Origin of the sequence: Paenibacillus sp. ATY16 (assembly GCF_003399985.2) — a bacterium.
GTDB lineage: Bacteria > Bacillota > Bacilli > Paenibacillales > Paenibacillaceae > Pristimantibacillus > Pristimantibacillus glycanilyticus.
Genome location: NZ_NMOK02000045.1, coordinates 1 through 24,897 on the forward strand (window position 1 = coordinate 1; position 24,897 = coordinate 24,897).

Genomic DNA, 24,897 nt, shown 5'->3' on the forward strand with positions numbered 1-24,897 from the left:
TAAATAAGTGTCTACTTAATTGACAGAAGACCCTTGCCACCCATTTCGGTGGATAGAATCCAACGTGGCCACCAAGTCTTTGCATTCCCTCCCCTTTTTACTGGACAAACTCCAACGTAGCCCGTCCATCCGCCAGCTAGTAATCAAATAAGTCGATTGATATACTTTATAGGTAGAATGATCTGATCGAACTTGCAATTAAAGAGTGTACCGGAGGAAAAAAATGAACAAAACCGATCGGCAGCTCGCTATCATGCTTGAGCTGCAGCGGAGCAAGGTATTAAGAGCGGAGGATCTGGCCTCCTTATACGAGACGAGCGTGCGGACCATCTATCGGGACATTCAAGCCTTGAGCGAGATGGGCGTTCCCATCTTTGGCGCTCCCGGGCATGGCTACTCCTTGATGGAAGGCTATTTTCTGCCGCCCATAGGATTTTCCGCTGAAGAAGCGGTGGCGCTGCTGATGGGCGCTGATTTTATCGAGCAGCGGCTCGATGGCGATTACGCTAGAGTAGCGAAGGCTGCGAGAAGCAAGATTGAAGCTATTCTCCCGGAGACTGTACGGGAAGAGTCGACACGCGTCCGGGAAACGATGCGGCTCCTGAATGCCGGAGAACCTAGAACCGGCTTGAAGGAAAAAGACATTCTCGGACAAGTGAGGCGAGCCATCCTGGAGCGTCGTAAAATCAGCTTCTCCTATAAGAAAAAGACGCCGGAAGCGGACGGCAACCGGGAGAGCACCCGCGAGGTGGCTCCGTACGGATTGGCTTTTGCTCAGGGCAATTGGATGCTGGTCGGGCATTGCGGGCTGCGCCAGGATATCCGCCATTTTCGGCTTTCCCGAATGACAAATCTCACCGTGCTCGACACGCCGTTCGCCATGCCGCAGGGGTTCAACTTAAATCGTTACCGTCCGCAGGATGACCGCAATGAGCATATATGGATTCGGGCTAACCCGGAGATCGCCGACAAAATCGCCGAGACCGGCAATTTCTATATCGAATCGGCCGAGGAGCGCGAGGACGGTCTTTGGGTGCATTTTCGCGTTCGGGCGCCGGAGGAAATTCTCCCTCTTATCCTTAGCTGGGGCGGAGACATTGAGGTCATGGAACCGGAATCTTTGCGCTACCGGGTTCGGGCAGAAGCCGAAAAAATGTTAAAACGCTACTGACATACTGTTGTCAGTAGCGTTCTTTTATATTGGGAATATCCGAAATATTGAAGGAGTGTTTAAGCAATGAGAAGTACAACGGAATCCCTGCAGGCATTTGAAAAATCGATTGAACGGTATGTTGATGAACTGAACCATATCAGCCTGGAGCAATTACTTGCTAAGCCAAGCGAGGAGGACTGGTCGATCGGGCAAATGTACGTCCATCTGATCCGTTCCGCACAATACATGCATCTTCGCAACGTGGATCAATGCATCGCGGGAAGCGAAGCGGTGTTGGTAGGCACTGGAGTCAAAACAGAAAACGGCAAAGCTGCCTTTGAGCTTGGAAGCTTCCCGCCCATTCGGATCCGGGTCCCGGCATCTCCGCAGTACACCCCTCAGCAGCCGGACAATAAGGAGCAGCTGATCGAAGGACTTCAAGACGTGGTGGAACGAATGAAACGTACGGAACCAGCCTTAATCCAAGCACCTCGTGAAAATACAGTTTCCCATCCCAACTTTGGTGCTTTAAATGCTGTCGAGTGGTTTTTGTTAGTCGAGATGCACTACAGACATCATTTCCTGCAGCTGGAACGGCTTAAAAGCTTTCTGAAAAATATATAAAAAAACAAATCAGCGTTGCCATTCCAATACGGCGACGCTGATTTGTTTTATATAGTCCGCTTGCACAACCCTCTACTCGCTAACGTTTACGGAACTGCCCTTCGCGAAAAACTCCCGCGTCTGCTTGCGTGTCTCCTTGGGCAGCACGCGGTCCAGCTCCTCCTCCAGCCAAGACAATTTTTTACTTCGCAGATAATTCTGCATAGTCTCTTCGGCTTCGAGCATTACTAAATTAATCGAGCAGGAACCCGTGGATTGCGCACAGTCCGAGCAATCGCGATTGCGATAAACGTAACCTTTATCCTTAATGTTCTGGCACTGGAAAATCGGCTTCTTTCCCTCCACCGCTTCGACGACATCCCAGAAGGAAATATCGTCCGGATCGCGCGCAAGCTTAAATCCGCCTTTAACGCCTGGAACCGACGAGACGATGCCGGCCTTGGTTAGCTTTGTGAAAATTTTGGACAAATAAGTCTCCGGTATGCCTTGAAAAAAAGCAAGCTCCTTGATGCCGATCGTTGACTCATTTGGAATCAAGTAAACAAGACAATGCAAGGCATATTCGACTCCGACACTATACTGCATGATAACTCCTCCCATTATCGCATGGGTAAACAATATAAATTTAATGATTAAGGCGCCTATTGTCAACTTAAGCTTGCCACAAAAATGGAATTGACTTTGCCTATTCAAAATCGTATATTGGAGTCAAACCTAATCGGCGATTAACATTGTCGCCAATTAGAAAAAACATAATTCAGGAGTGAGAGAGAATGGAAAAGCTTCTTGTTATTAATGCGCATGCTACTGTAGACTCCGCTGCTTCCGTCAGCCTGCAAGTCGGCCATCATTTCATTGAGAATTACCGTAAGCTGAATCCAAACGCACCAATCGAGCAAATCGATCTTTATAATGAAGAAATCCCGGAATTAGACAGTACTGTTCTGGGCGCTTGGGGTAAATTAGCCTCCGGCGAAGAGCTGACGGATGAAGAGAAACGCGTCACCGGCAGAATGAACGAAATCCTGCAGCAATTCAAGAGTGCAAAGAAATATGTCATTATCATGCCACTTCACAACTTCAATATCCCTTCCCGCCTGAAGGATTACATGGATAACGTCATGATCGCTCGCGAGACTTTTAAGTATACGGAAAACGGCGGCGTAGGCTTATTGACTGACGGACGGAGCCTGCTCGTTATCCAAGGCAGCGGCGGCATCTACACGAATAACGACTGGTACACGGACAACGAATTCTCCCACAAGTACCTCAAATCGATGTTTAACTTCCTCGGCATCGAGGATTACCGGATTATCCGGGCGCAAGGCACTAACGTGCTGGACAAAACGGAAGTACTGGATAAAGCGAAAAAAGAAGCCGAAGAAGCGGCAGCGCGTCTGGCTAACCAAGTAACGGTCTAACCATATTGATTCGGAAAGCGAGGGGAATATTCCATGTCGACTTTTATTGCGGATATCAAGATTCCCGACAGCAAGCTGGCCGTTGAAGCAGCCGAGTTATTGCGCGAGCACGGCGACGATCTGTTGTGGAACCATTCGAACCGGGTATTTTTGTTTGCGGCGATGAAGGGGAACTTGAATCAAATCAAATACGATCCCGAATTGCTTTATATCAGCTCGCTTTTTCACGATATCGGGCTTACTCCTGCCTTCCGCAGCGAGGACAAACGCTTTGAGGTCGATGGGGCCAACGCGGTCCGCGATTTCCTTAAAAGCCGGGGCGTTTCGGAAGAGTTTATCCGGCTGGCATGGGATGCCGTAGCGCTTCATTCCACCATAGGAATCGTCGAATACAAGGAAGCCGAAGTCGCGCTTATGAACTTTGGCGTTGGCTACGATGTCGTAGGAAAGAATTTCGATCTCATTTCCACTGAAGCGCGGGAGCAAGTCGTGAAGCATTTTCCTCGCGACAACTTCAAGCACGGGATTCTCCATGCTTTCCTGGATGGATTCAAACACAAACCCGAAACGACCTACGGCACCATTAACGCCGACGTGTGCGAGATGCTGCTTCCGGGCTTTAAACGGCCGAATTTCTGCCATAGCGTGCTTCATTCCCCATGGCATGAGTAATCATCACAACGGCTAAAGACGGTTTAGCAAAGAACATTTATCTATAGAAGAACAATGAGAGGCAGTCGAGACCTTGTGGTCTATGACTGCCTCTTTTATTTAATGTCATAAAAATTAACATTTATCTTACAAGTTTTGCACTCTGAAGAGATCACTATCAAAAAATCGATGAAATCAACAAAAACATAGTGTTTAAGCGTTTTCTTCGCCTTTCATCTTGTTTGAATTACCTAGTTAACCAAACTAATATTAATCGATAGACGGATAGAGAGATTTCAGGGGAGGTTCTTCTATGTAACTTGCATGTCATATATAATCATTGTCTCATGCCGCTTTTGTCTACTAAGTAATTATATTTGACATTGATAGACTGGCCTGTGCCAACCCAAGGAGGACGCCATGATTAAACCGATTACGAAATTAGCCAGCCTTGTAATGCTAAGCACCTCGCTTCTCTTCACCCCGATCCTGGATACCGGCGCTTATGCCAGCGGCACAAGCACGCCAACCGCTCTGGAGCAGCCCCAAGTACAGGAGCCGAAGGCGTTGGTTCAGCTCTCCGGCCCTGCCCTCACCTCGGTCGGCAACTCCTTCGACGTAACCGTATCGCTGACAGGCGCTACCGGCGATGCAACCGCAGGTAAATTCATTTTCGAATACGACCCGACTCAATTTGAATATTTAACAGCGACATCAGCCAATTCGGCCGTAACCATTGCCGGCGTAAACGCCGAGTCCGGCAAGGTGACCATCGTGACGACGGATGCAACGGGCAGCCTCACTACGGCCGGCTCTCTCCTCACCTTGACCTTCAAAGCCAACGCCGCTGCGGATCTTAGCGGAATCAGCGGTACGGTTGAGCTTGGAATCGACGACGGAAGCACGATTCAAACGCCGGAGGAATCGCTTGCCGTCCAGATTACGGGCGCAGCCGAGGGTGATCTGAATAATAACAGCGTCATCGACGTGGGCGATCTCTCCGTCCTAATCAAATACTTCGGTATCGCCTCGGACGATCCGAACTGGACGAAGGTTGCAAACGGCGATTTCAACAAAAACAATACCATCGATGTCCAGGATCTCGCTTCCCTGGGCAAAAAAGTGCTCTACGACAACGGCCAGCCCTTCGAACTGATGGAAGCCGATATCATGAGCATTCAGAATGCCATGGCTGCCGGCAAATTGACTTCCGAGCAGCTCGTTCAGATGTATCTGGACCGGATCAATGAATACGACGATACGATCAATTCGCTTATCACGGTTAATCCGGATGCGCTGGCTACCGCCAAAGCGCTGGACGAAGAGCGCAAAGAGCAAGGCCCGCGCGGTCTCATGCACGGCATTCCGATCATCGTCAAGGATAACTACGATACGCTTGGCATGCCAACGAGCGCAGGCTGTACCTGCCTGAAGGACAACCAGACGGTAAGCGACGCCTTCATGATTAAGAAGCTGAAGGATGCCGGAGCGATCATCCTGGCCAAGGCCAACCTGAGCGAATTCGCGATTAACACGGACACGAACAGCTCGTTGGGCGGACAAACGTGGAATCCTTACAATATTAAACTAAACCCGGGCGGCTCCAGCGGCGGTACAGGCGCATCGCTTGCAGCCAACTTTGGCGTAGCCGGTCTCGGCACCGATACGGGTGGATCGATTCGCATCCCTTCGTCCTGGAACAGCATTGTGGGCATCCGGCCAACGATTGGTCTGACAAGCCGCGACGGCATTATTCCGCTCGCGTTGTCCCAAGACGTAGGCGGACCAATGGCCAGAACCGTATCCGACGCGGCCATTCTGCTCGACGCGGTCAGCGGCTACGATCCGAACGATATCGCCACAGCAGGAAGCGTCGGCAGAAAGCCAGTCAGCTACACGAGATTTTTGGACAAGAATGGACTTAAAGGCGCCCGTATCGGCCTTGTCATGGACAGCAGCGTTATAGGCAGCAATCAGGAAGTGCTGGCTCTTCTTAATCAAGCGGCCCAGGATATGCGCGATCAAGGCGCAACGGTAGTTGGCGTTAACATCCCGAATATCACCGATATTTTGAAATACCCAAGCCTCAGCGGTTATGAATTCAAATTCAACCTGAACGACTACTTGTCCAACGCAAGGTTTGTCGACCCTAACGTGGTCCGCTATCACTCCCTGCAGGACATTATCAACTCGGGCACCGACTTCCTGCCGGCGCTGCAGAACACGTTGACCACTCGGAACAACGTCGTGTCGCTTGACACCCAGGAATACAAGGATATCGTGCTGTTCCGGCCGCGCACGACGCAGCAGTCGCTGCTTGGCTTGATGGCCGACAACAATCTTGACGCGATCCTGTATCCTTCGACCGCGGGACCTGCCGGTTCCGGCTCCGGTAACGCGAACCGCCTTAGCCCATTCTCCGGCTTCCCGGCAATCAGCGTTCCGGCTGGTTACGTATCCAGCGGTCTACCGGTTGGCATTGAGCTGCTTGGACGCCCTTACGAGGAAGGCGAGCTTATCAAGCTTGGCTATGCCTATGAACAAGCAACGCATCACCGAGAAGCGCCAACGTCGGTTCCTGCTCTGACCGGCAAATAAAGCATAAGGCATTCGTTTTCGCCGGCGTTTTTACTATACGAGAAAGGACGAATCTGTTATGGCCCGTAAACGACTTTCCTTGCTTGCGACAATCTGCTTGGCGATAGCCATGCTCGTCCCCCAATATGCGATGGCCGCGGCTGATCCGCCCTCCTTTTCCGTCTCAACCGACAAAAACGCCCTGAACAGCGGCGATGAGGTTACCGTTACGGTAAAAGGAAGCAAGCTGCAGGATGTATATGCTTATGAAATGCATGTCTATTACGATTCCGATCTGCTGACCTTTAAAACAGGCAGCGAAAAGGCAGCCGCGGTCGGCTTTAGTACGCCGGCCACGGTGGTCGCGGACGGCGGGGGCGAATCCCATCTCGTATTCGCCCACACGAAGTCGGGAACCTCGCCAGGCGACAGCGGCGATCTGGATCTGGCCTCCTTCACCTTCACCGCAGCTGCCAACGGAAAAGCCGACGTCGAGGTCAGAAAGATCCGGCTTGTCGATTCGGCGTTAGCCTCAAGCACGATTGACGGTCATTATGCCGCCTCCATTCAAATCGGTTCATCGGGAGGCAATTCAGGAGGATCCGGCGGATCCTCGGGCGGCTCGCCCGTTGAACCGGTGGGCACATTAACCGTAACGGCCGATCAATTGAAGAACAGCAAATCAATCGAGGTACCGGCATCCGCTGCCGTGATCAAGCTGCCGGCTAATACGGACGAGCTGCTTGGAAAAGGTACGCTGAGCATCGTCACCTCCGGCAAAGCCGAGCTGGACCTACCTTCAAGCGTGTTCAGCGAACTGAAGACAAGCTTAACCTCAGCGCAGCTGCAAGGCGGCTCGATCTCCCTGACCATCAAGCCGGTCGAAGGAGCAGCGAAGCCGGCACTCGGCGCGGATACCAAGCTAAGCGGATACAGCTACGAGCTGAAGCTGCAATGGATTGCGGCGGACGGCAAGACGTACGATCTGCATCAATTCAAGGAGCCCGTAACGCTCCGACTGCCGGTAGACGCTTCGACCAATCCGAAGCTGGCCTCCATCTTCTACCTCCCGGATAGCGGAGCTCCCGAGTTTGTTGGCGGGACGTACGGGAATGGTTTCTATGTCGCGCAGCTCTCGCATTTCAGCTCTTACGCGGTTCTCGAGATCGACAAGAACTTCTCCGACGTCCCTAGCAGCTACTGGGCATCCGGCGTGATTAAAGAGCTCTTCGCGAAACAGATTGTAACCGGCACAACGGCATCCACCTTCGAGCCGAACCGCAGCGTTACCCGCGCCGAATTCACCGCGCTGCTTGTCAGAGCGCTTGGGCTGAAGGCGGAAGGAACGCCGGCCTTCACGGATATCCCCGCAGGCGCTTGGTATGCGGCCGACGTTGCCACGGCTTACAAAGCAGGCATCGTGCAAGGCGTAAGCAGCACAACGTTCTCCCCTGGCGCCAACATTACCCGTCAGGAGATGGCCACGCTTGCGATGCGAGGCTACGAATTCATGAAAGGCAAGCCGCCGGTTACGGCTGCCGAGCCATTCATGGACGAAGCCGCCATCTCCGCTTGGGCACTCGATAGCGTTAAGAAAGCCGCTTCGCTTGGCATCGTTCAAGGACGGGCGAAAGGCGAATTCGTTCCGCTTGGCAACTCGACCCGCGCGGAAGCCGCTCAAATGCTGTACGGAGTCATGAATAAGCTGTAAGCCCGGTTTACCGGAAACCTAGTAATTCGAATCTTCAGCAGAACCGGAAGGGATCTCATCCCTTCCGGTTTTTTTCGTTTGTTTGCATTGCCCCCGTCCCCCTCTAAAGTTTTTACAATTTTCATTAAACCGCCCGTTGACACGACACCAAAAGGTGGCATATACTGAACACAACAAACAGACACTAAAAGGTGTCCTATTGGCGCAAACGTCATACAGCTAAGTCGCAGCTCGCATATAAAACAAACCCATTCGAGGAGGAAATGAAAATGAGTAAAACAGTTGGTGCGGTAACAGCCGTAAACGCAGGAACAAAGGTTCAAGGAAAAACGGTCGCCTACTGGTCCGTTACTCTGCTGCTTGCGGCGGCTCTTACGTTAAGCGGTCTCGGACAGCTGATGAAAGTAGGCGGCAATGTCGATCTCGTCACGAATCTGGGGTATCCCCTGTATATCATGCAGATTTTAGGGGTCTGGAAGCTGCTTGGCGTGATTGCCGTTCTGGCACCGCGTTTCCCGCGGCTGAAGGAATGGACGCACGCCGGGATCTTCTTCTTGATGACAGGCGCAACAATCTCCCATCTGCTTGATCACGACTACGGCGTCGGCGGGTTTAACGTGATCCTTCCGCTGTTCTATGCTGCCTTAAATATCGCATCGTGGGCGCTGCGTCCGGAGAACCGCAAGCTCTAGAGCGGGTGAGAACAATTTGTTCACAGCTGCGTTCGAAACCATTGCCGATCCGACACCTGTCGGGCATCCATCCCCGTTCCGCACAACGAATAGAAAATGGAACAACCCCCGGAAAGCCTAGGCTCCCCGGGGGTTGTTCCATTTTAAGACTTCTATTTCAAGACTTCTATTTCAAAATTCCTATTTCAGAATCTCTTCCTGCGTCGCCTTCTGATCCTTCACGATCTGGAAGATATCTTCCGGCATCAGCGCCGTATCTTTGTTGGCCGCGTACCATTCTTGATAGAACGCGTCCAGCTTATCGCCGCTATACTTCTTCCACAACGCCTGCATTTCGGTTAACGCTTTATCCGTCGTATAGCTCGCGCCGCTTACAATCGCTTTGGTCATCAGGTTGCCGATCTCGGTGTTGGCATTCTGGAAGTCTACCAACAGGTCCTGCGGAACCGTCGGCAGATGTTCCAAGTGAGTGAGGCCAGGGAACTGCGCGCCTTGATCGATCATATTGTAGAAGATGTCCATGTTTTCCTTGAACTTATCCTTCGCAAGCTTCTCGTCCGGCTTATCCGGATTGAAGCTGCTTGCCGTGAACGAACATTTGCCGCCGCTTACGACCGAGAAGATCATGTTATAGTCCTGGCCCAGGTAGCCAAGCTCCGTCTTGTTCTTCTCTTGGTCGATCGGGTTCGGACAGCCTGTTGGGCCTGCTTGCCAATGCGTGCCCTCAATACCGTTCGTCAGCGTTCGGCCGGTGTCCGGCTCGGACAGGAAGTCCACGTATTTCATGACAGCCTCCGGATTCTTCGCATTGCGGTTCACCACGGCCGTCAGCTGCACCGGATTGTTAATCCAGTTAATGAACTGGCCGCGCGGAGATTTCGGATAAGGCATGATTTCCAGCTTGGCGCCCGGGGCATTCGCTTGCAGCGTTGCATAGTCCGTAATCCAGAGACGGTTCCAGAAGCTGTAATTCGACTGGACAAGGAACATGCCGGTCTTGCCGTTCAGGAAGTCCTGGCGCGCCTTCGCTCCGTTATTGTCGGTAATGTAATCTTTATCGATAATGCCTTCGTCATAGAGACGTTTGGTGAAGTCGATGTATTCCTCGAAGTTATCCCATGTGCGTACCAGCGTTCCGTTCTCGTCCTTGTAGGAGTTGCTGAGGTTGGTTCCGCCGAAAATATCCCCGAGGCCCGGGCCTACGTTAAGCCCGTACGTATCCTTCTTGCCATTGCCGTCCGGATCCTGCTCGGTGAATGCCTTCGCCACCTGATACATCTCTTCCGTTGTTTTCGGCATGGCCAAGTTCAGCTTGTCCAGCCAGTCCTGGCGGATCGCGATAATGAACTGAGGAATCGCTTCGTTCAGCTTGCCGAACTCGTAGATCTTGCCGTCCGACTTGACGGATACCTGCTTCAGAATCGGATTGTCCTCCAGCAGTTTCTTGTACGTCGTGCTGTATTGATTGATCATATCGTCCAGCGGCATGAGCTGCTTCTGGTCATAGAGAGGGTTCTTGATGTTAGGGTCGAACTCGAAGATCAGATCCGGCGCGCTGCCGGAAGCGAACAGCGTATTCAGCTTTTGCTTCGACTCCGTCCGCGGGATAGCGGTGAATTTCACGCTTGTCGAGCTGTTCTCGTTAATCCACTGGGTCCAGCGGTTTTTCTCCATCGTGCCTTCGGAAGCCGCGATCAATCCGCGGTCGTAGACCGTTGCGCTGATCGTCGGCTTCTTGCCGCTGTCGCCGCCGGCCGATTTGCCGCCGTTGTTATCTGCGTTGTCGTTGCTTCCGCAGGCCGCCAGAACCCCAAGCAGGGTTACCGACGCGCCGGCCAGCAAGACGGTTCTCTTCGTCATCTTTACCATTTATCTATTCCCCCATAGCCATAATGTAAAGTTAGTTACCCTTTTACAGACCCAAGCATGACGCCTTTTACGAAATATTTCTGCAAGAACGGATAGATCACGACCATCGGCAGGATCAAGACGATAATACCGGCCGATTTGATGCCTTCAGGCACCAATTCCATTGCTGACGTATCGTTCGCCAGCGATTCGGTAAGCAGCGACTGGCTTGCGATCATTTGTTGAATAAGAACGGTGATCGTATATTTTTCGGTTGAATTGATATAAATCAGTACATTCATGAAGTTGTTCCAATAGCCTACGCCATAGAACAGAATTAAGGTTGCGATCACCGGCATGGACAGAGGAAGAACAATCCGGAATAACAGGGACATCTCCCTGCAGCCGTCAATCCGGGCAGCCTCTTCGATCTCCGGCTCGATGCCTTCGAAATAGGAGCGCATAATGAGCATATTATACGTGCTGACCGCACCCGGCATCCATATCGCCCAGTACGAGTCGATCAAGCCTAAGCTTTTGACTACCAGATAAGTGGGGATTAAGCCGCCGGTGAATACCATCGTGAAGAGCAGCATCAGCGTAAAGGTTCTTCTGCCGTAGAAATAGCCCTTCGATAACGGATAAGCCGCACAAATCGTAAACACCATCGAGATAACGACGCCGCCAACTGTCATAACAACCCCGTTCCACAGTGAAGCCAGCACCCGCGTTCCTTCGAATAAAGCGGAATAGCTTTGCAGGGTGACGTCAATGGGCCAGAGCAATACTTGACCGGACTCGACCGCCTGCTTACCGCTGAAGGAGATGGATAGAATGTTAATGACGGGAGCCAGACACGAGATCGAAATGAGCAGCAGGAGAATCGAAATCCCTATTCTTGTTATTTTGTCTCCGTAAGATTCTCTCATCTTCGCTTCACCTCAGAACAAGTTGCTATTGAATTTCTTGGCGATCAGGTTCGCGCCCAGAATAAGAATAAAGGCTACCACCGATTCGAACAAACCAAGCGCCGTTGTCAGACTGAATTGTCCTCCTTGGATACCAAGGGTATAGATGTACGTGCTAATGACCTCGGAGATATCCGATACCATGGCATTCCGCAGGTTGTAGATTTGATCGAAACCAACCTCTAAGACTCGTCCCATGGAGAGAATGAGCACTAGGATGATCGTGCCTCTGATACCCGGCAGCGTAACATGCCAGGTTTGCTTCCATTTGCTTGCCCCGTCCAGCGCCGCCGCTTCGTACAGGGCCGGCGAGATCGACGTAAGCGCAGCCAGATAAATAATCGTACTGAAGCCCATTTCCTTCCACACGCCCGATCCGACGAAGATCGTCACCCAGGAGAAGGTTTTGTACAAGAACGGATACGGCTCGCCGTACTTGTTCTCAATCCAATGGTTCAGGAAGCTCGACTCCATCGAGAACAGCGTAATGACCATGCCGCCTACGATAACCCAGGAGAAAAAGTGAGGCAGATAGACGACCGTCTGAACGAATCTTTTATACCATGAACGTCTAACGCTGTTAATCATAAGCGCCAGAATGATCGGTACAGGGAAGCCAACGACCAGGTTCAGCACGCTGAGCCATAACGTATTCCATATAATCCGGAGCGTCTTGTCGTTGCTGAAGAGCATCTCGAAATTTTTGAAGCCTACCCAAGGACTATGGAACACGCCATCGAAGAAGTTGTAATTCTCGAAGGAGATGACAAGCCCGCCTATTGGCAAGTATCTAAAAATCAAGTAATATGCAAGTGCCGGAGCAAACATCAACATTAGAGGCACATTTTTCTTGAACAAGGCTTTCTTAGATGCTGATTTCAAGCTATTCCCTCCTTTCAAGTTACTGTTAACCTTTGACCTGTTACCAGTGTATCCGTTTGCAAAGGGTACTTCTTTAATTTTAATTGGAGGAACTTTAGCTAAAATTAGATCTTGCAAGGAGGCTCGCTTTGTTATGCCGTTTCATACCCGAAGTCTTGTCGTCAAGTTGATTCTCAGCCTGTCGCTGATCGTTATTCTAACTTCCTCCATAACCGGAATCATCGTGTACCGGTCCAATCAGAACATGTTCCGCGAGGAAATCCGCAGCCAATTCCTGCAAAACAACAAGCAGGCACTTCAGCGGATCAACCAAAATATCCATGAGGTTGAACGGATCTCGCAGTCCATCGTCTTTCACCCAACCGTCGTAAAGATCTTGACGAATTCCTTAGCCAACGAAGATAAAGTCGAGCAGCTGCAGCTTATGTACGATATGGTCTCGCAGGTGAAGCTTGACGCCCCCCATATCCGGGCGATGTTCATCTTCAATCTGCTCGGTGAGAGCTATTACAACGCCAATTACGGAGCTGTCTCCATGCTGGACAAGCCTACCCGCGCCATGATCAATCAGGAGCTGGAAGGCACGAACGGCGCCTTGACCTGGTTCCGGCTCAAGCTGGCCAGCTCGGCCGACCCAAGCGGGTACCGGTATATGATTGTCGCCGCACGCCAAATGAAGAGCACCTTCCAGGAAACGTACGGCACGCTGGTGCTGGTGCTGGACGAGGGCTTTTTCTCCGAGGTCATTGACGATATCGGGCAAGACGACGGCATCGTCTATTTGCTGGACCGGAAGGACCGGCTGTTGTTCAGCCAGCGGAGCCAGGAGGTTCATGCGGCGGGCGAAGAGTCGGATGATCCGGAAGTCATCCCCCTGCAGCATGACGAGGAAGAACGGGCATCCGTTGTCCAGTCTACCGCTCAAGGCAATTATCTGTTCGTGAAGAACACCTCCGATTCCGGCATCTTCAAGCTGATCAGCGGCCTTGGACTAAGCGCGCTGGACAAGCGTAACGCCGATATTCTGAAAACCATCGCGATATCCGGCCTGTCCAGCATTCTTCTGACCGGCCTGCTCCTGACGCTTGCCAGCACCAGGCTGCTGCGGCCGCTCGGAAATCTCGTATCCGGGATGAGGCGGCTTCGTTCGGGCCAGATGAACGCCCGCGTCGAGGTCCGCTCCAAGGATGAATTAGCTTTTCTCGGGGAGTCGTTTAACGATATGGCCGATAACATTCAGAAGCTGGTGGATGAGGTGCTGATGAAGCAGCTAAGGGAGAAGGAAGCGGAGCTGAGGGCGATTCAAGCGCAGCTCAATCCGCATTTCTTGTACAATATATTGAACGAAATCTATTGGAAGCTGTATCTGCAGAACGCCAAGGACACGGCCGGCATTATCCAGTCGCTCTCGAAGATCCTGCAATACTCCTTGAAGCCGATCGAGCAGCCAAGCACGCTCCGCGAGGAGCTGGAGCAGCTGAGGAGCTACATTAATATACAGATGTCGCTCTTCCATCCCGACCTCGAGCTGGATATCCAGACGGACGAGCAGCTCCTCTGCTTGGAAATGCAGCGGCTGCTTCTTCAGCCGGCGGTCGAGAACGTGTTTGTCCATGCTTTTGCCGACAAGACAAAAGCGGACAAGAAGCTTTTGCGTATTCACGTTTACCGGGAGCAGGAGCATCTGAGAGTGGACGTTACGGACAACGGCAGAGGGATTAAGCCCGAGATGCTGCTCAAGCTGGCGGCTGGTGACCACGATGTTCACGGCAATCATCTGGGCATTCATAACGCGGAACGTAGAATCCAGCTCGTCTATGGCGCGCCATATGGGCTGCGCTTCGAGAGCGGGCCTGATATGGGAACAACCGTCAGCTTTATTTTACCGATCAGCAAGGAGGACTCCGTATGAAGGGAACCGTCTTAATCGTAGAGGATCAGCCGAATTTCCGCGAGGGGCTGAAGTTCATGATCTCGCAGAGCAGGAACTGGGCCGTTATCGGGGAAGCCGAGACCGGCGAGGAAGGCTGGCAGAAGGCGCTGGAGCTGAAGCCCGACCTTATTCTGATGGACATCCACATGCCGGTTATGAACGGGATCGAGCTCGCGGAGCGCATTTATTCGCATGGAATGGATACTTTGTTCATCATCATTACCGGCTATCAGGACTTTCAATACGCGCAATCGGCCATCCGGTACGGAGCGATGGACTTTCTGCTCAAGCCCTGCTCGGACGAGGACATTTCAGGCATTCTGGGCAGCGCCTCCAAGAGGCTGCAGGCGAAGCGCAAGGAGCAGCAGACGACGCGGGAGCATCTGCTCCGCTCGATTCTGCTTAAATACCAGATGAACCAGGAGCTGACCTCGCATTTCCTCCGCATGTTCGAAGGCAGCCGGCTGTGGCTGGTGACGATAACGGATTATTTTCCGGAGGGCAAAAATTACGGAACGGACGATCTGTACGTGCTGCAATACGGAATCTACAACATCGTCCAGGAGCTGGCGCTCAGCGAGGATGCGGAGGCCAAGCTGCTTATTCTGAAGGAGGACCAATTTATCCTGTCAGTATCCTCCGAGTTGGCGACAGCCTGCTGGAGAGAAAACGCAGAGCTTGCCGTACGCGAATATTTGGGCATTGGTATCGAAAGCATCCCGCTTGGTCCAAGCATGGACGTTGATGGGCTGATGTCGGCTTACGCCGCCTATAAAGAGCAGCGCGCGCAAGCGCTAACGATTCCGCAGATTGCGGACCGGTCAAGCAAGCATCAAGCCGTCGAAGCGGTGAAAAACGAGATCATGTCGCTCATTATTTCCGGGGATCTTCAAGCTCTGCATGACTACTTCGAGAGGGTTGGCGGACAAGCCGGCTCACTTCCGCTGACGGACGGTAAGATTCTGACGATCAACCACTCGCTTGCCCTTGACCAGATCTCCGAAGTCCTTGGGCTGTTCAGCCATCAGAGCAAGCCGGCCGAAGCGCTGCTGCAAACGATTGACCAGCTTCCGGGAAGCATGGAGCTGAAGAGCTGGTTCAAGGCTGCCTGCCAGGATTTCGAAACCCGGCTGGACCGCTGGAAGCAGCAGGCCAATCCTTACGTGAACAGCATTCAGCAGGCGATTGATTATATCGAAGATCATTATTTGGACAGCGATCTGTCCATCAAGCAAGTAGCGGAGAACATTCATTTGAATCCAAGCTACCTAAGCACCCTGTTCAAAAAAGAAACCGGCGAGACCTTCACCGGCTACGTGAATAAGCTTAAGCTGCAGAAAGCGCAGGTGCTGCTGCGCAACACGGACATGAAAATTTCGGAAATCTGCCAGACCGTCGGATTCGAGGACTCCACTTATTTCTCGAGCGTGTTCAAGAAGCATTTCCGGATCTCGCCGAGCGAATTCCGGCAGCATCATTAACGGCGTCAAACAGACAGCGGCTAAGGAATCACCTGTTCCTTGGCCGCTGTTTTTCTATGCACGCTCACTCGCGCTTTTCGCGTCCCCCCACTACTTCATGTTTTCCTCGCACAAGCTTCCATGTGCATGCACACCACTAGCGTCCTTTCCTTGTACACGTCTCGGTACGTTGGATTTTGTACAGCGCATTTACCGAAGTAAGCTCCTGCTCAATGCCTCCATTGGATTGGATACAATGAAAACCTGCATTTTCACGCCATTCCTTACAAAACCGCCTATTACGTTGAGCAGATCTAATCTAGGGGTCAAGCACCCTGCTTTAGGCCACCCCTGAAAATGCTCGATCTCCGCTCTCTGACTATGTTGCACAATATGCAGTTTATTGGCGCTCAACCAACAAGTATCCAGTATTATCCTGCACGGAATGCAGCATATCTCGCTTAAAAAGGACCAAATGGCTCCGATGAGCGAACTATACTGCACTTCGTGCAGTATAGTTTAACCACCCGTACCAATTCAGCCCGATATCCTGCATTTCGTGCAATAAAGCTCGTGTTCTTGTCTGGAAACCTGCCGCCTCCTCTCGTCCACGTTCGTCAATAGGCTTGAACCCTGTGCCGTAGGCTGTATCATTAAATGTGTTCCGACTTGGCTACCGGGACAAAAGCTGAACTTTGCGACAGCCCATTGTCTAATTTCTCCCTCCATTCAAAAAAGGGACTCTCTCAACGGTTATCTTCCGATAACGGCTGGGAGAGTCCTTTTCCATGCGTCCCCTTACACCAAATGGCAAGCAACCATATGGTCGGTGCCAATGGTCCGAAGGGCCGGCACCTCTTCCTTGCAGCGTTCCGTCGCGAAGGGGCAGCGGGTGTGGAATTTGCAGCCGGATGGCGGATTGGCCGGATTCGGAATATCGCCGCTGAGCACAATGCGCTCCCGCTTCAGCTTCGGAATCGGTATCGGAACGGCCGACAGCAAGGCTTTCGTATACGGATGCTGCGGGCGGAGGAACAGGTCCTCCCTTGTTCCCGTCTCTACCAGGGATCCGAGATACATGACGCCGATCCGCGTGCATAGATGCTCGACGACGCTAAGATCATGGGAGATGAACAAATAGGATAGACCATTCGTTTGCTGCAGCTTCCGGAACAGATTAATAATCTGCGCCTGAATGGATACATCGAGAGCGGATACCGGCTCATCGGCGATGATAAGCTCGGGGTTCAGCGCAAGCGCTCTTGCGATCCCGATCCGCTGCCGCTGGCCGCCCGAGAATTCATGCGGAAGACGGTCAATATGGTAATCCGACAATCCGCATAGCTCCAGCGCCTCCAGCACCTTGCCCCGAATCTCCGACTTGTCAGCCAGCTGATGATCGAGCAGCGCTTCGCCAATGGCGTCGCCCACGCGTACACGCGGATTCAAAGAGCTGTACGGGTCCTGGAAAATCAGCTGCATGGAGGGCCGCATGGCGCGAAGCTCTTCCTTCGAAAGCGAGTAGATATCGGTCCCTTTAAAGAAGACGTCACCCGAGGTCTTTTCGTTTAAGCGGACGATGGAACGCCCAACCGTGCTTTTGCCGCTGCCCGATTCGCCGACAAGACCAAAGGTCTCGCCTTTGCGGATCGTGAAGCTAAGGTCATCAACGGCTTTCACATGACCCACCGTCCGATTCAGAAGTCCCGACTGGATGGGAAAATACTTTTTCAGATTGCGTACTTCGAGCAATGCTTCAGGCATACCGCTTCTCCTCCTCGTACAGCCAGCACGCCGCTTGCTGCGATTCGCCTACCGGGACAAGCGCCGGCTGCTTGGTACGGCAAATGGCCATGCACTGCTCGCAGCGGTCATGGAAGTAACACGACTCCGTCAACTCAAGCGGATTCGGGACTTGTCCGGGAATGGAATACAGCTCATCCTGGAGCTGGTTCATAATCGGCTTCGAACGCAGCAATCCCTTCGTATAAGGATGCTTCGGATGAGCGAAGATCTCCTCCACTTCGCCTTGCTCGACGATTTTGCCGGCATACATAACCGCTACGTAATCCGCCATCTCCGCCACTACGCCAAGATCATGGGTGATAAGCAGAATCGACATTCCGCTCTCTTCCTTCAGGCTGCGAAGCAAATCGAGGATTTGCGCCTGAATGGTTACGTCGAGCGCGGTGGTTGGTTCATCGGCAATAAGCAGCTTGGGACCGCAGGAGATCGCCATCGCAATCATAACGCGCTGCAGCATGCCGCCGCTTAATTCATGCGGATACGCATCGATAATCTGTTCCGCTCTGGAGATGCCGACTTGCTTAATCAGCTCGATTGCACGCTTGCGCGCCGCTTTTCGGCTAAGCTTCTGATGCTCCATCAGCGGCTCGATCACTTGCTCTCCGATCTTCAATACCGGATTAAGCGAGGACATCGGCTCCTGGAAGATCATCGCGATTTCGTGGCCGCGGATCGTGCGAAGCTCATTGCGGGAAAGCTTGAGCAGATCGCGGTCCTGAAACTGGATACTGCCGCCTTCCACCTTGCCCCCGGCACTCTCAATGAGTCCCATGATCGACATCGCCGTAATGCTTTTACCGCTGCCGGACTCCCCCACGATGCAGACGGTCTCGCCCGGCTTGATTTGCAGGCTGACATCGTCCACGGCCCGGACGGTACCCGCTTCCGTCTTGAAGAAGGTTCGAAGATGATCAATGGTTAGCAATTCCTTCATGATAGAAGCTCACCTACCTTTTCTGTTTCGGATCCAGCACGTCGCGCAGGCCGTCCCCAAAAATATTAATGGCAATAACCGTCGCAAAAATCGAGAAGCCCGGCGGCAGCCATAGCCATGGCCGCTCCTGGAAATCGATCATATTATTAGCGGCGTCAATCATATTGCCCCAAGTCGGAGTAGGCGGCATAACGCCCAATCCGAAGAAGCTGAGTACGGATTCGCTAAGAATCGCGCCGCCGATATTAAGCGTTGCAATGACGATAATAAGCGGCACAAGGTTCGGCAGCAGATGCCGGAACAGCTTTCTTTTATCGCTAAGCCCCAGCACGATGGTTGCCTGCATGAACTCCCGTTCGCGCAAGGATAACAGCTGACCTCTGATCATTCGGGCCAAGCCCGGCCAGCTGACGACGCTGAGCATCAGCATAACGATATACATCCGGTAGTCCGGCGGCACTTTCCACTCGGACAGCAAGGCACCGATAATGAATAGAAGCGGAAGGCTTGGCACCGTAAGCAGCAAATCAGCCAGCCTCATAATGAGCTGATCGACAACGCCGCGATAGTAACCGGCTATAATGCCAAGCAGGGTACCGATAAACACGGACAATACCATGGAAGCAAGTCCAACCGTCAGCGAGATTCGGCCAGCCAGCAGCACCCGGGTCATCACATCACGCCCAAGCGTATCCGTACCAAGCCAATGCTTGGCATTAGGTGCGTGATTCATTAAGGCCATATTGATTTTGTTATCCGTATAAGGAGAGAAGAAAGGACCGATAAAACAAGCCAAAAACATAATCACGACAACAGCAAAGCCCGTAATCGCCAATTTATTGCGTACAAGCCTCCGGAAGGATTGCCGCCACAGCGACGATCTTGCATGTTGTTGATTTTTATTAACGTTAATTCCCTGAGCCGTTTCTCCGCTAGCAATCGTCATCTATAAGTCCTCCCTTCCTACAGCTTCACCCGCGGATCCGCGAGATGATATAGAATGTCGGACAGCAAAGTTCCGATTACCGTCAGTACGGCGATAAACATCGTAAAGCCCATCAGCAGCGGATAATCGCGCAGCCCGAATGACTGCATATACAGTTGTCCGATGCCCGGCCAATTAAAGATCTTCTCTATAATTAGAGATCCGCCGAACAAAGCCGGAAGCTCGAAGCCAACCAGCGTAATGGCAGGCAGCAAGGCATTGCGAAGGGCGTGGGTGAATAACACCTTGCGCTCGGTCAGCCCTTTCGCCCGGGCAGTTCTTATATAGTCCTGTTTAATGACGTCAATCATATTGCTGCGGAAGTAACGCGTCAGCGAACCAACGCCCAGCAGCGTCATCACGATGACCGGAAGCGTCATATGGTGAATAACTTCCTTCACATAGGCAAATCCTTGGGCATTGCTCCCCGTCGTAATCATTCCTCCCGGCGGCAGCCACTTCAAGTCAACGGCGAGCACCTTAATCAGGAATAACCCGATAAAGAAGGACGGGATGGACATCGCGGCGAAGATCAGCACCATGACCAGCGTATCGAACCAGGAATACTGTTTATAGGCCGCGATTACCCCTACCACAACGGCAATTAACCAGGTTAAGAACGTAGAAACAATAGCAAGCAGGAATGAGTTCCAGATATATTGATTGAACAAGGTGAGCACCGGCTTCTGCTGGGCAAGGGAATAGCCGAAGTCTCCGTGCACGGCGTTCTTCATCCAAGTGAGATACCGCTCGATCAATGGCTTGTTAAGTCCGTAAATTTCCCGGAGCTCCGCCTTACGTTCCGGGGTTAATTTAATATTGCCGGTGATGAAATCACCCGGCGTCATGGCGTACAAGCTAAAAATCAGAAAGGAAGCGGCGAGCAATATAATGGCCATGTAGGTCAATCTCTTCACGAAATAAGTGCTCATATCGACTCCTTAACCTCACATCCCCTGCCCGGCAATAGGTCCGGGCAGGGGACATTATTTTTACTTCAGCGTCCAATTCGGCAGGCTTGAAGCCAGTCCGTAGAATGGGCTGACGGACAGGTTCTCAATTCTTGCGTTGTAAGCATAGACGCTCTTCTTGTAGTTGGTAAAGATAACTGGCAGATCATCGTTAAGCAGCTGGAACGTTTCTTTATAAATCGCCTTGCGCTCTTCCATGTCGGTTGTGGCAAGACCCTTCTCATACAGCTCTTTGAACTTCGGATTGTCGTAGCCTTTAATCTCGCCGTCCACGAATTGCAGCAAGCCGTCAGCCGGATCCGTCAGAAGCGGAGTCGAGAAGGATACCATGTCATAATCTCCGCCTTCTACCTTGGAGACCAGCGCATTAAAATCCGCGAATACTTCAGGCTCAAACTCGATACCCAGCGCCGCAAAGTTTTCTTTCGCAACCGCGATGAAGATATCCGTGTTCTTACTCTTCGTGCCGAGATAATGGATTTTCAGCTTCTCGCCGTCTTTCTCGCGAATGCCGCCCGAACCAACGGTCCAACCGGCCTCATCGAGAAGCGATTTCGCTTTTTCCGTGTCGAATTTGTAGGGATTAATATTGTCTTCCGTATAAGCCCACGAGATTGGCGAAGACGGAATGTTAGCCACAACGCCTGCCCCCTGGTTGGCATCCACGTAGATGCTTTGACGGTCAAGACCGTAGGTTAAAGCTTGGCGCACCTTCTTATCGTCAAGCGCCTTGTGCTCGAAATTAAGCTGCAGGTAGCTGTAAGTGCTTGGCGTATACGGAACGATATTAACGAAGCCAAGCGACTTCAGCTTGTCTATATTCTCGGTAGTAGCGCTGAAGGAGGCGTAGTCAACCTCGCCCGTCTCCAGGTATTGCCACGTATCGCCTTCGGATGTTTTGTAAATGAAGTTTTTAGTCTTTGGCTTCTCGCCGTAATAGTTTTCATTGGCCGTGAAACGAACCTCTTGACCGGGAAGGAATTTCTCCAGCTTGTACGGGCCGGTGCCAAGCGGCTTCGAGCTAAGCTGCTTCATATAACCCAGATCGCCTTGCTTGTAGTCCTTGCCGTAGTAAGCTTTGGACAGAACATCGGAGCCAAGCAGCACAAGAGCAGCCGCATTCGGCTTTTCCAACGTAACGGAGAGGGTCTGCGGATCAACGACCTTAATACCTTCGATAGAAGTCGCGCTTCCGTCCTTGTAAGCCGCGCTTCCTTTAATACCGAGCGTGTTAACCTGCGAGTCGCCGTCATACGACTTGTCATTCAGGATCGTCCACGTGAACGCTACGTCATCGCTTGTCAGCGGAGAGCCGTCGCTGAATTTCAGATCTTTGCGCAGGTGGAACGTATAGGTCAAGCTGTCAGGCGATACTTCCCATTTCTCCGCCAGCCCTGGCTGAGGAGCGCCTTTGTCATCCACGGTAACAAGCGGGGTATAAAGAAGCGAAGAAACGTTGCCGTCATATCCGCTTTGTTGGAAATAAGGAGTAAATGCACCGCTAGGGTCGGTAAGTCCGACGATAATCGTATCCGTCCGCTTCTTCGCTTGATCAGGCAATTTGCTGATGTCGCTGGCCTGAATCGTCTCTGGCGAACCTTGCGAAGCGGATGTATTGCTGGCTGCCGGCGAATTCGCCGGGGCTTGGTTGCCACTGCCCCCGTTGCTATTATTGGAGCAAGCAGCAAGGAGCAAAGTGCCGGCAAGCACGACGGATGTTGTGGCTAGAGTTAACTTCTTCATAAAAACCCTCCCATAAGTTACAATATAGCTTCTTTTAATTCCGATTGGTAAACTATGAATTGGAATCGTTAGTCCCTATTATAGAAACCTGAGACAGTTCTGTAAAGAGAGAACTAAAAAATATTTCTCCTCATAGAGAAATTAAGAAAATAACAAAAATGCCGCCTTCCCTCAATGAGGGAAAAGCGGCATCCTAAATTTGGCTAATTGCCGGTTATATAATCCATAATCACATGCTGCAACCGGTCAAGAGCGCCGGCGCGTAAGCTGTATACCGTCAGGTTCTCGCCTTCGAAATGAGCATGAATCAGTCCCGCGCTGCGCAGCTTGGAGATATGATCATGCGTGATCCCCTTCGACAGCTTGAGATAACGATGAATTTCGATAAAAGTCCGCGGTCCTTGATGCAAATAACGCAGGATCTTCAGCCTGCTCTTCTCTCCCAGACTTCTTAATATCCGATAGTCATGGGCGGACATGAAATCCTCTTCGCTGAGGTCGATTCTCGCGGAGTAGTAGCAAAGCGTTAGCTGATTAAAGTGCGATACGATATTGATAGGCTGAAAATGATACTGAGGAATCAGCACAAGCTTATTCAGATTCGCTATGGGTTCAAATATAAGTCCATTCGTCGTCTCGTCCACGAACTGCCAGGCCGGAGTGGCGGATTGGACCCCCGTTCTTTCCGCCGCGACCTCTTCCAGGCTTCTCAATATTTGCGGGCTGATATCCTTGAAATATTGCTCCTGCCATAGAGTGAACAGCTTTAGGATCTTATCTTTAAAAGCATTCATGTCTACGGGAAAACTGCTGCTGTAGGGCGACATCCTATCATACAGATCACCCGTGCTCTGCTTCGAGAGCCAATTCACAAAGCCAGGAACATCGGCCTCCGGACTCAAATAAACAAGCAAGAACGCAAATTTCCACTCTTGGTCTATGGAAAGCTCGTCCAGCCAATCAGCCAGCTCCGGCGTCAGCTTGGTACGGGTTTCCTGTGCCCAGCTTGGCGATAGATCAAGCTTCTTATGCGATTTTCGGCAAATATAGGTATGCAAACTACTAATCGCTTCGTTCAGCGGCTTAAATTCGATGTCTATTTGATATTCCATCCACACACCCCCCTCGCCTTTCTAGGTCATTATACCTTAACTTTGGCGTATTCTACACGGAAATGAATACGATTGCAAATTAAAAAAAACAGCCCCCGAAGAGCGCTAAGCTCCCCGGAGACTGTTCATATCCTATTACCCCTATTGTGCCACGATTGAACCCATCGACGCAAACGCCAGCGGTCCAAAGCCTTCGCTAGGCTCGCCTACCGGCATGTTCACTTTAAACAGGAAGCTTGCGCCGTCTACCGTTTTCACGATAACTTCCTTCGTCAACTTATCGCTGCGACCAATGACCATCAGGTCGACGCCGCCGATCATGGAATTGACATCCTTTGGATCCATTGTCTGCACTTCGCCTACGGATTTAAGCTCTTTATCCGCATCCGCCTTCACATCGTCCAGTTTGAACCCTTCCGGCAGCTTGCTGATCTCAACATAGTAGTTGTTATCCACGTTCATAATCAGCTTGTTAGCAGCCGCGTCGAACTTGAACTGCTCGAAGATGTAGAGCGCATAGCCGTCGCCCTTGGCAAGCGTGCCGGTGCGGGTCTCCTCATTGCCTTCCATCTGGAGTTTGAAATCCTTCGTTGCGGGAAGCTCTTGCGCCGGCATATCCTCCGCCGACTTCTGCATCTTCTCGATTTTGGTGATCGTAAGCAGCTTCGCCGTCGCATCGCCCTCGATAGCCGCTTCCGTATACTCGAAGCTTACGTTATCGCCTTCCTTAAGGGCAGCCACAGCGCTGTCCGTTCCTTCCCCCAGCTGATAAGCAGCCGCTTTGCCATCCACTGTGATCTCTACCGTATGAGAGTCGGCCAGGCCGACAAATTCACCTTCTCCTTGTTTCGTTTCAACCTCTGGCGAGGCCGATTCCGTCGGGGTTGGCGATGCCGATACCGTTGGACTTGGAGACGAGTTCGTATTCGCATTCGAATTATTGTTGTTGCAGGCCGATAATAAGCAGGCCGCCAGCACCGTACTGCTCAGCAGAATGGTCCATTTCGTTGTGATGCTCTTGTTTTTCATACTTTACCTCCTAAAAAGGAATTGCTTTTTGCTCGAATTGGGAAGCCCATGCCATTTGCGCAATGGCGCTTCGTAAGCTTTGCTCGTTATTACAAACGTTGGCGCCGCTGTAAAGGTTACATTAAATTTATGAATAACATCACCTAATAAAAGGGAAACCTTGTCATATCCAGGCATAACAGGGGCTTCCTTGCATCGACAGCTCTAGCTTTTTGGAGCATAATGAGAGAAATATAATAAATCCTTTATCGAAGCTTATTCACGATGAGCGACCGCGCTTAATGGAAGGATTTATTGCCAAACAAAATTTTTGATTTTGAAAATTTGAGTTGTGGAAATTTAAAGATTGTAATTCCGAGTAATCCGATGTATTATATAATACATTAGAACACCACAG

Annotated in this window: 20 protein-coding genes; 9 read left to right on the forward strand and 11 right to left on the reverse strand. The window is 51.6% G+C overall.

Features of this window, described 5'->3' with window-relative positions:
• The first annotated feature begins 223 nt into the window (after positions 1 to 223).
• Both CFI03_RS24175 and CFI03_RS24180 read left to right on the forward strand, forming a co-directional pair.
• Positions 224 to 1,171, forward strand: a complete 948-nt coding sequence (locus CFI03_RS24175; RefSeq protein ID WP_248760502.1) for a helix-turn-helix transcriptional regulator — start codon at positions 224 to 226, stop codon at positions 1,169 to 1,171.
• A gap of 66 nt (positions 1,172 to 1,237) precedes the next feature.
• A complete protein-coding gene (locus tag CFI03_RS24180; RefSeq protein ID WP_248760504.1) occupies positions 1,238 to 1,777 on the forward strand; it encodes a DinB family protein in 540 nt (179 codons plus the stop codon).
• Positions 1,778 to 1,849: 72 nt separating this feature from the next.
• On the opposite strand, the gene CFI03_RS24185 is transcribed toward CFI03_RS24180, so the two are convergent.
• Positions 1,850 to 2,362: an Rrf2 family transcriptional regulator gene (locus CFI03_RS24185; protein ID WP_248760506.1), complete on the reverse strand. Its 513-nt coding sequence runs from the start codon at positions 2,360 to 2,362 to the stop codon at positions 1,850 to 1,852.
• A gap of 188 nt (positions 2,363 to 2,550) precedes the next feature.
• Here CFI03_RS24185 and CFI03_RS24190 point away from each other — a divergent pair, with 188 nt between their 5' ends.
• The 5 genes from CFI03_RS24190 (at position 2,551) to CFI03_RS24210 (ending at position 8,829) form a co-directional block, all read left to right on the forward strand.
• Complete coding sequence (locus CFI03_RS24190) at positions 2,551 to 3,198, forward strand: FMN-dependent NADH-azoreductase (protein ID WP_201007327.1); 648 nt, start codon at positions 2,551 to 2,553, stop codon at positions 3,196 to 3,198.
• A gap of 33 nt (positions 3,199 to 3,231) precedes the next feature.
• The gene (locus CFI03_RS24195; protein ID WP_201007316.1) at positions 3,232 to 3,870 is read left to right on the forward strand and encodes an HD domain-containing protein; all 639 of its coding nucleotides are present in this window, start codon (positions 3,232 to 3,234) and stop codon (positions 3,868 to 3,870) included.
• Positions 3,871 to 4,269: 399 nt separating this feature from the next.
• Positions 4,270 to 6,447, forward strand: coding sequence for an amidase family protein (locus tag CFI03_RS24200; protein WP_248760509.1), 2,178 nt, complete (start codon positions 4,270 to 4,272; stop codon positions 6,445 to 6,447).
• Positions 6,448 to 6,505: 58 nt separating this feature from the next.
• On the forward strand, positions 6,506 to 8,137 hold the full coding sequence (locus tag CFI03_RS24205; RefSeq protein ID WP_248760511.1) for an S-layer homology domain-containing protein: 1,632 nt from the start codon (positions 6,506 to 6,508) through the stop codon (positions 8,135 to 8,137).
• Between the two features lie 269 nt (positions 8,138 to 8,406).
• On the forward strand, positions 8,407 to 8,829 hold the full coding sequence (locus CFI03_RS24210; protein WP_248760513.1) for a DoxX family protein: 423 nt from the start codon (positions 8,407 to 8,409) through the stop codon (positions 8,827 to 8,829).
• A 180-nt stretch (positions 8,830 to 9,009) separates the two neighbouring features.
• Here the strand turns inward: CFI03_RS24210 and CFI03_RS24215 are convergent, their stop codons facing one another.
• From CFI03_RS24215 to CFI03_RS24225, 3 genes are read right to left on the reverse strand one after another with little or no spacing between them, the layout of a single operon-like run.
• Positions 9,010 to 10,698, reverse strand: a complete 1,689-nt coding sequence (locus tag CFI03_RS24215; RefSeq protein ID WP_248760515.1) for an extracellular solute-binding protein — start codon at positions 10,696 to 10,698, stop codon at positions 9,010 to 9,012.
• A 35-nt stretch (positions 10,699 to 10,733) separates the two neighbouring features.
• Complete coding sequence (locus CFI03_RS24220; RefSeq protein WP_248760519.1) at positions 10,734 to 11,606, reverse strand: carbohydrate ABC transporter permease; 873 nt, start codon at positions 11,604 to 11,606, stop codon at positions 10,734 to 10,736.
• A gap of 12 nt (positions 11,607 to 11,618) precedes the next feature.
• Positions 11,619 to 12,527, reverse strand: coding sequence for an ABC transporter permease (locus CFI03_RS24225; RefSeq protein ID WP_248760520.1), 909 nt, complete (start codon positions 12,525 to 12,527; stop codon positions 11,619 to 11,621).
• 133 nt (positions 12,528 to 12,660) lie between these two features.
• Here CFI03_RS24225 and CFI03_RS24230 point away from each other — a divergent pair, with 133 nt between their 5' ends.
• Positions 12,661 to 14,439 carry a cache domain-containing sensor histidine kinase gene (locus CFI03_RS24230; protein WP_248760521.1) on the forward strand — a complete coding sequence of 593 codons (1,779 nt, stop codon included), beginning with the start codon at positions 12,661 to 12,663 and terminating at the stop codon, positions 14,437 to 14,439.
• On the forward strand, positions 14,436 to 15,941 hold the full coding sequence (locus tag CFI03_RS24235; protein ID WP_248760544.1) for a response regulator transcription factor: 1,506 nt from the start codon (positions 14,436 to 14,438) through the stop codon (positions 15,939 to 15,941). Before CFI03_RS24230 ends, CFI03_RS24235 begins: the two co-directional genes overlap by 4 nt.
• Before the next feature lie 777 nt (positions 15,942 to 16,718).
• On the opposite strand, the gene CFI03_RS24240 is transcribed toward CFI03_RS24235, so the two are convergent.
• The 7 genes from CFI03_RS24240 to CFI03_RS24270 all read right to left on the reverse strand — a co-directional run bounded on the left by CFI03_RS24240 (position 16,719) and on the right by CFI03_RS24270 (position 24,500).
• Entirely contained in the window at positions 16,719 to 17,684 is a 966-nt protein-coding gene (locus CFI03_RS24240) for an ABC transporter ATP-binding protein (RefSeq protein WP_248760546.1), read from the reverse strand.
• On the reverse strand, positions 17,677 to 18,660 hold the full coding sequence (locus CFI03_RS24245) for an ABC transporter ATP-binding protein (protein WP_248760548.1): 984 nt from the start codon (positions 18,658 to 18,660) through the stop codon (positions 17,677 to 17,679). Before CFI03_RS24245 ends, CFI03_RS24240 begins: the two co-directional genes overlap by 8 nt.
• Before the next feature lie 13 nt (positions 18,661 to 18,673).
• The gene (gene opp4C, locus CFI03_RS24250; protein ID WP_248760550.1) at positions 18,674 to 19,606 is read right to left on the reverse strand and encodes an oligopeptide ABC transporter permease; all 933 of its coding nucleotides are present in this window, start codon (positions 19,604 to 19,606) and stop codon (positions 18,674 to 18,676) included.
• A gap of 17 nt (positions 19,607 to 19,623) precedes the next feature.
• Complete coding sequence (locus CFI03_RS24255) at positions 19,624 to 20,577, reverse strand: ABC transporter permease (protein ID WP_127497214.1); 954 nt, start codon at positions 20,575 to 20,577, stop codon at positions 19,624 to 19,626.
• A 60-nt stretch (positions 20,578 to 20,637) separates the two neighbouring features.
• Complete coding sequence (locus CFI03_RS24260) at positions 20,638 to 22,359, reverse strand: ABC transporter substrate-binding protein (protein WP_248760552.1); 1,722 nt, start codon at positions 22,357 to 22,359, stop codon at positions 20,638 to 20,640.
• 203 nt (positions 22,360 to 22,562) lie between these two features.
• Positions 22,563 to 23,471, reverse strand: coding sequence for an ArsR/SmtB family transcription factor (locus CFI03_RS24265; RefSeq protein WP_248760553.1), 909 nt, complete (start codon positions 23,469 to 23,471; stop codon positions 22,563 to 22,565).
• 141 nt (positions 23,472 to 23,612) lie between these two features.
• A complete protein-coding gene (locus CFI03_RS24270) occupies positions 23,613 to 24,500 on the reverse strand; it encodes a hypothetical protein (protein ID WP_248760555.1) in 888 nt (295 codons plus the stop codon).
• Positions 24,501 to 24,897: the final 397 nt, after the last annotated feature.

Excerpts from the sequence above, each read along its gene's own strand:
- CFI03_RS24175 (WP_248760502.1), top strand. The coding sequence starts at position 224 with ATGAACAAAACCGATCGGCAGCTCGCTATCATGCTTGAGCTGCAGCGG.
- CFI03_RS24180 (WP_248760504.1), top strand. The coding sequence starts at position 1,238 with ATGAGAAGTACAACGGAATCCCTGCAGGCATTTGAAAAATCGATTGAA.
- CFI03_RS24185 (WP_248760506.1), bottom strand. The coding sequence starts at position 2,362 with ATGCAGTATAGTGTCGGAGTCGAATATGCCTTGCATTGTCTTGTTTAC.
- CFI03_RS24190 (WP_201007327.1), top strand. The coding sequence starts at position 2,551 with ATGGAAAAGCTTCTTGTTATTAATGCGCATGCTACTGTAGACTCCGCT.
- CFI03_RS24195 (WP_201007316.1), top strand. The coding sequence starts at position 3,232 with ATGTCGACTTTTATTGCGGATATCAAGATTCCCGACAGCAAGCTGGCC.
- CFI03_RS24200 (WP_248760509.1), top strand. The coding sequence starts at position 4,270 with ATGATTAAACCGATTACGAAATTAGCCAGCCTTGTAATGCTAAGCACC.
- CFI03_RS24205 (WP_248760511.1), top strand. The coding sequence starts at position 6,506 with ATGGCCCGTAAACGACTTTCCTTGCTTGCGACAATCTGCTTGGCGATA.
- CFI03_RS24210 (WP_248760513.1), top strand. The coding sequence starts at position 8,407 with ATGAGTAAAACAGTTGGTGCGGTAACAGCCGTAAACGCAGGAACAAAG.
- CFI03_RS24215 (WP_248760515.1), bottom strand. The coding sequence starts at position 10,698 with ATGGTAAAGATGACGAAGAGAACCGTCTTGCTGGCCGGCGCGTCGGTA.
- CFI03_RS24220 (WP_248760519.1), bottom strand. The coding sequence starts at position 11,606 with ATGAGAGAATCTTACGGAGACAAAATAACAAGAATAGGGATTTCGATT.
- CFI03_RS24230 (WP_248760521.1), top strand. The coding sequence starts at position 12,661 with ATGCCGTTTCATACCCGAAGTCTTGTCGTCAAGTTGATTCTCAGCCTG.
- CFI03_RS24235 (WP_248760544.1), top strand. The coding sequence starts at position 14,436 with ATGAAGGGAACCGTCTTAATCGTAGAGGATCAGCCGAATTTCCGCGAG.
- CFI03_RS24240 (WP_248760546.1), bottom strand. The coding sequence starts at position 17,684 with ATGCCTGAAGCATTGCTCGAAGTACGCAATCTGAAAAAGTATTTTCCC.
- CFI03_RS24245 (WP_248760548.1), bottom strand. The coding sequence starts at position 18,660 with ATGAAGGAATTGCTAACCATTGATCATCTTCGAACCTTCTTCAAGACG.
- opp4C (WP_248760550.1), bottom strand. The coding sequence starts at position 19,606 with ATGACGATTGCTAGCGGAGAAACGGCTCAGGGAATTAACGTTAATAAA.
- CFI03_RS24255 (WP_127497214.1), bottom strand. The coding sequence starts at position 20,577 with ATGAGCACTTATTTCGTGAAGAGATTGACCTACATGGCCATTATATTG.
- CFI03_RS24260 (WP_248760552.1), bottom strand. The coding sequence starts at position 22,359 with ATGAAGAAGTTAACTCTAGCCACAACATCCGTCGTGCTTGCCGGCACT.
- CFI03_RS24265 (WP_248760553.1), bottom strand. The coding sequence starts at position 23,471 with ATGGAATATCAAATAGACATCGAATTTAAGCCGCTGAACGAAGCGATT.
- CFI03_RS24270 (WP_248760555.1), bottom strand. The coding sequence starts at position 24,500 with ATGAAAAACAAGAGCATCACAACGAAATGGACCATTCTGCTGAGCAGT.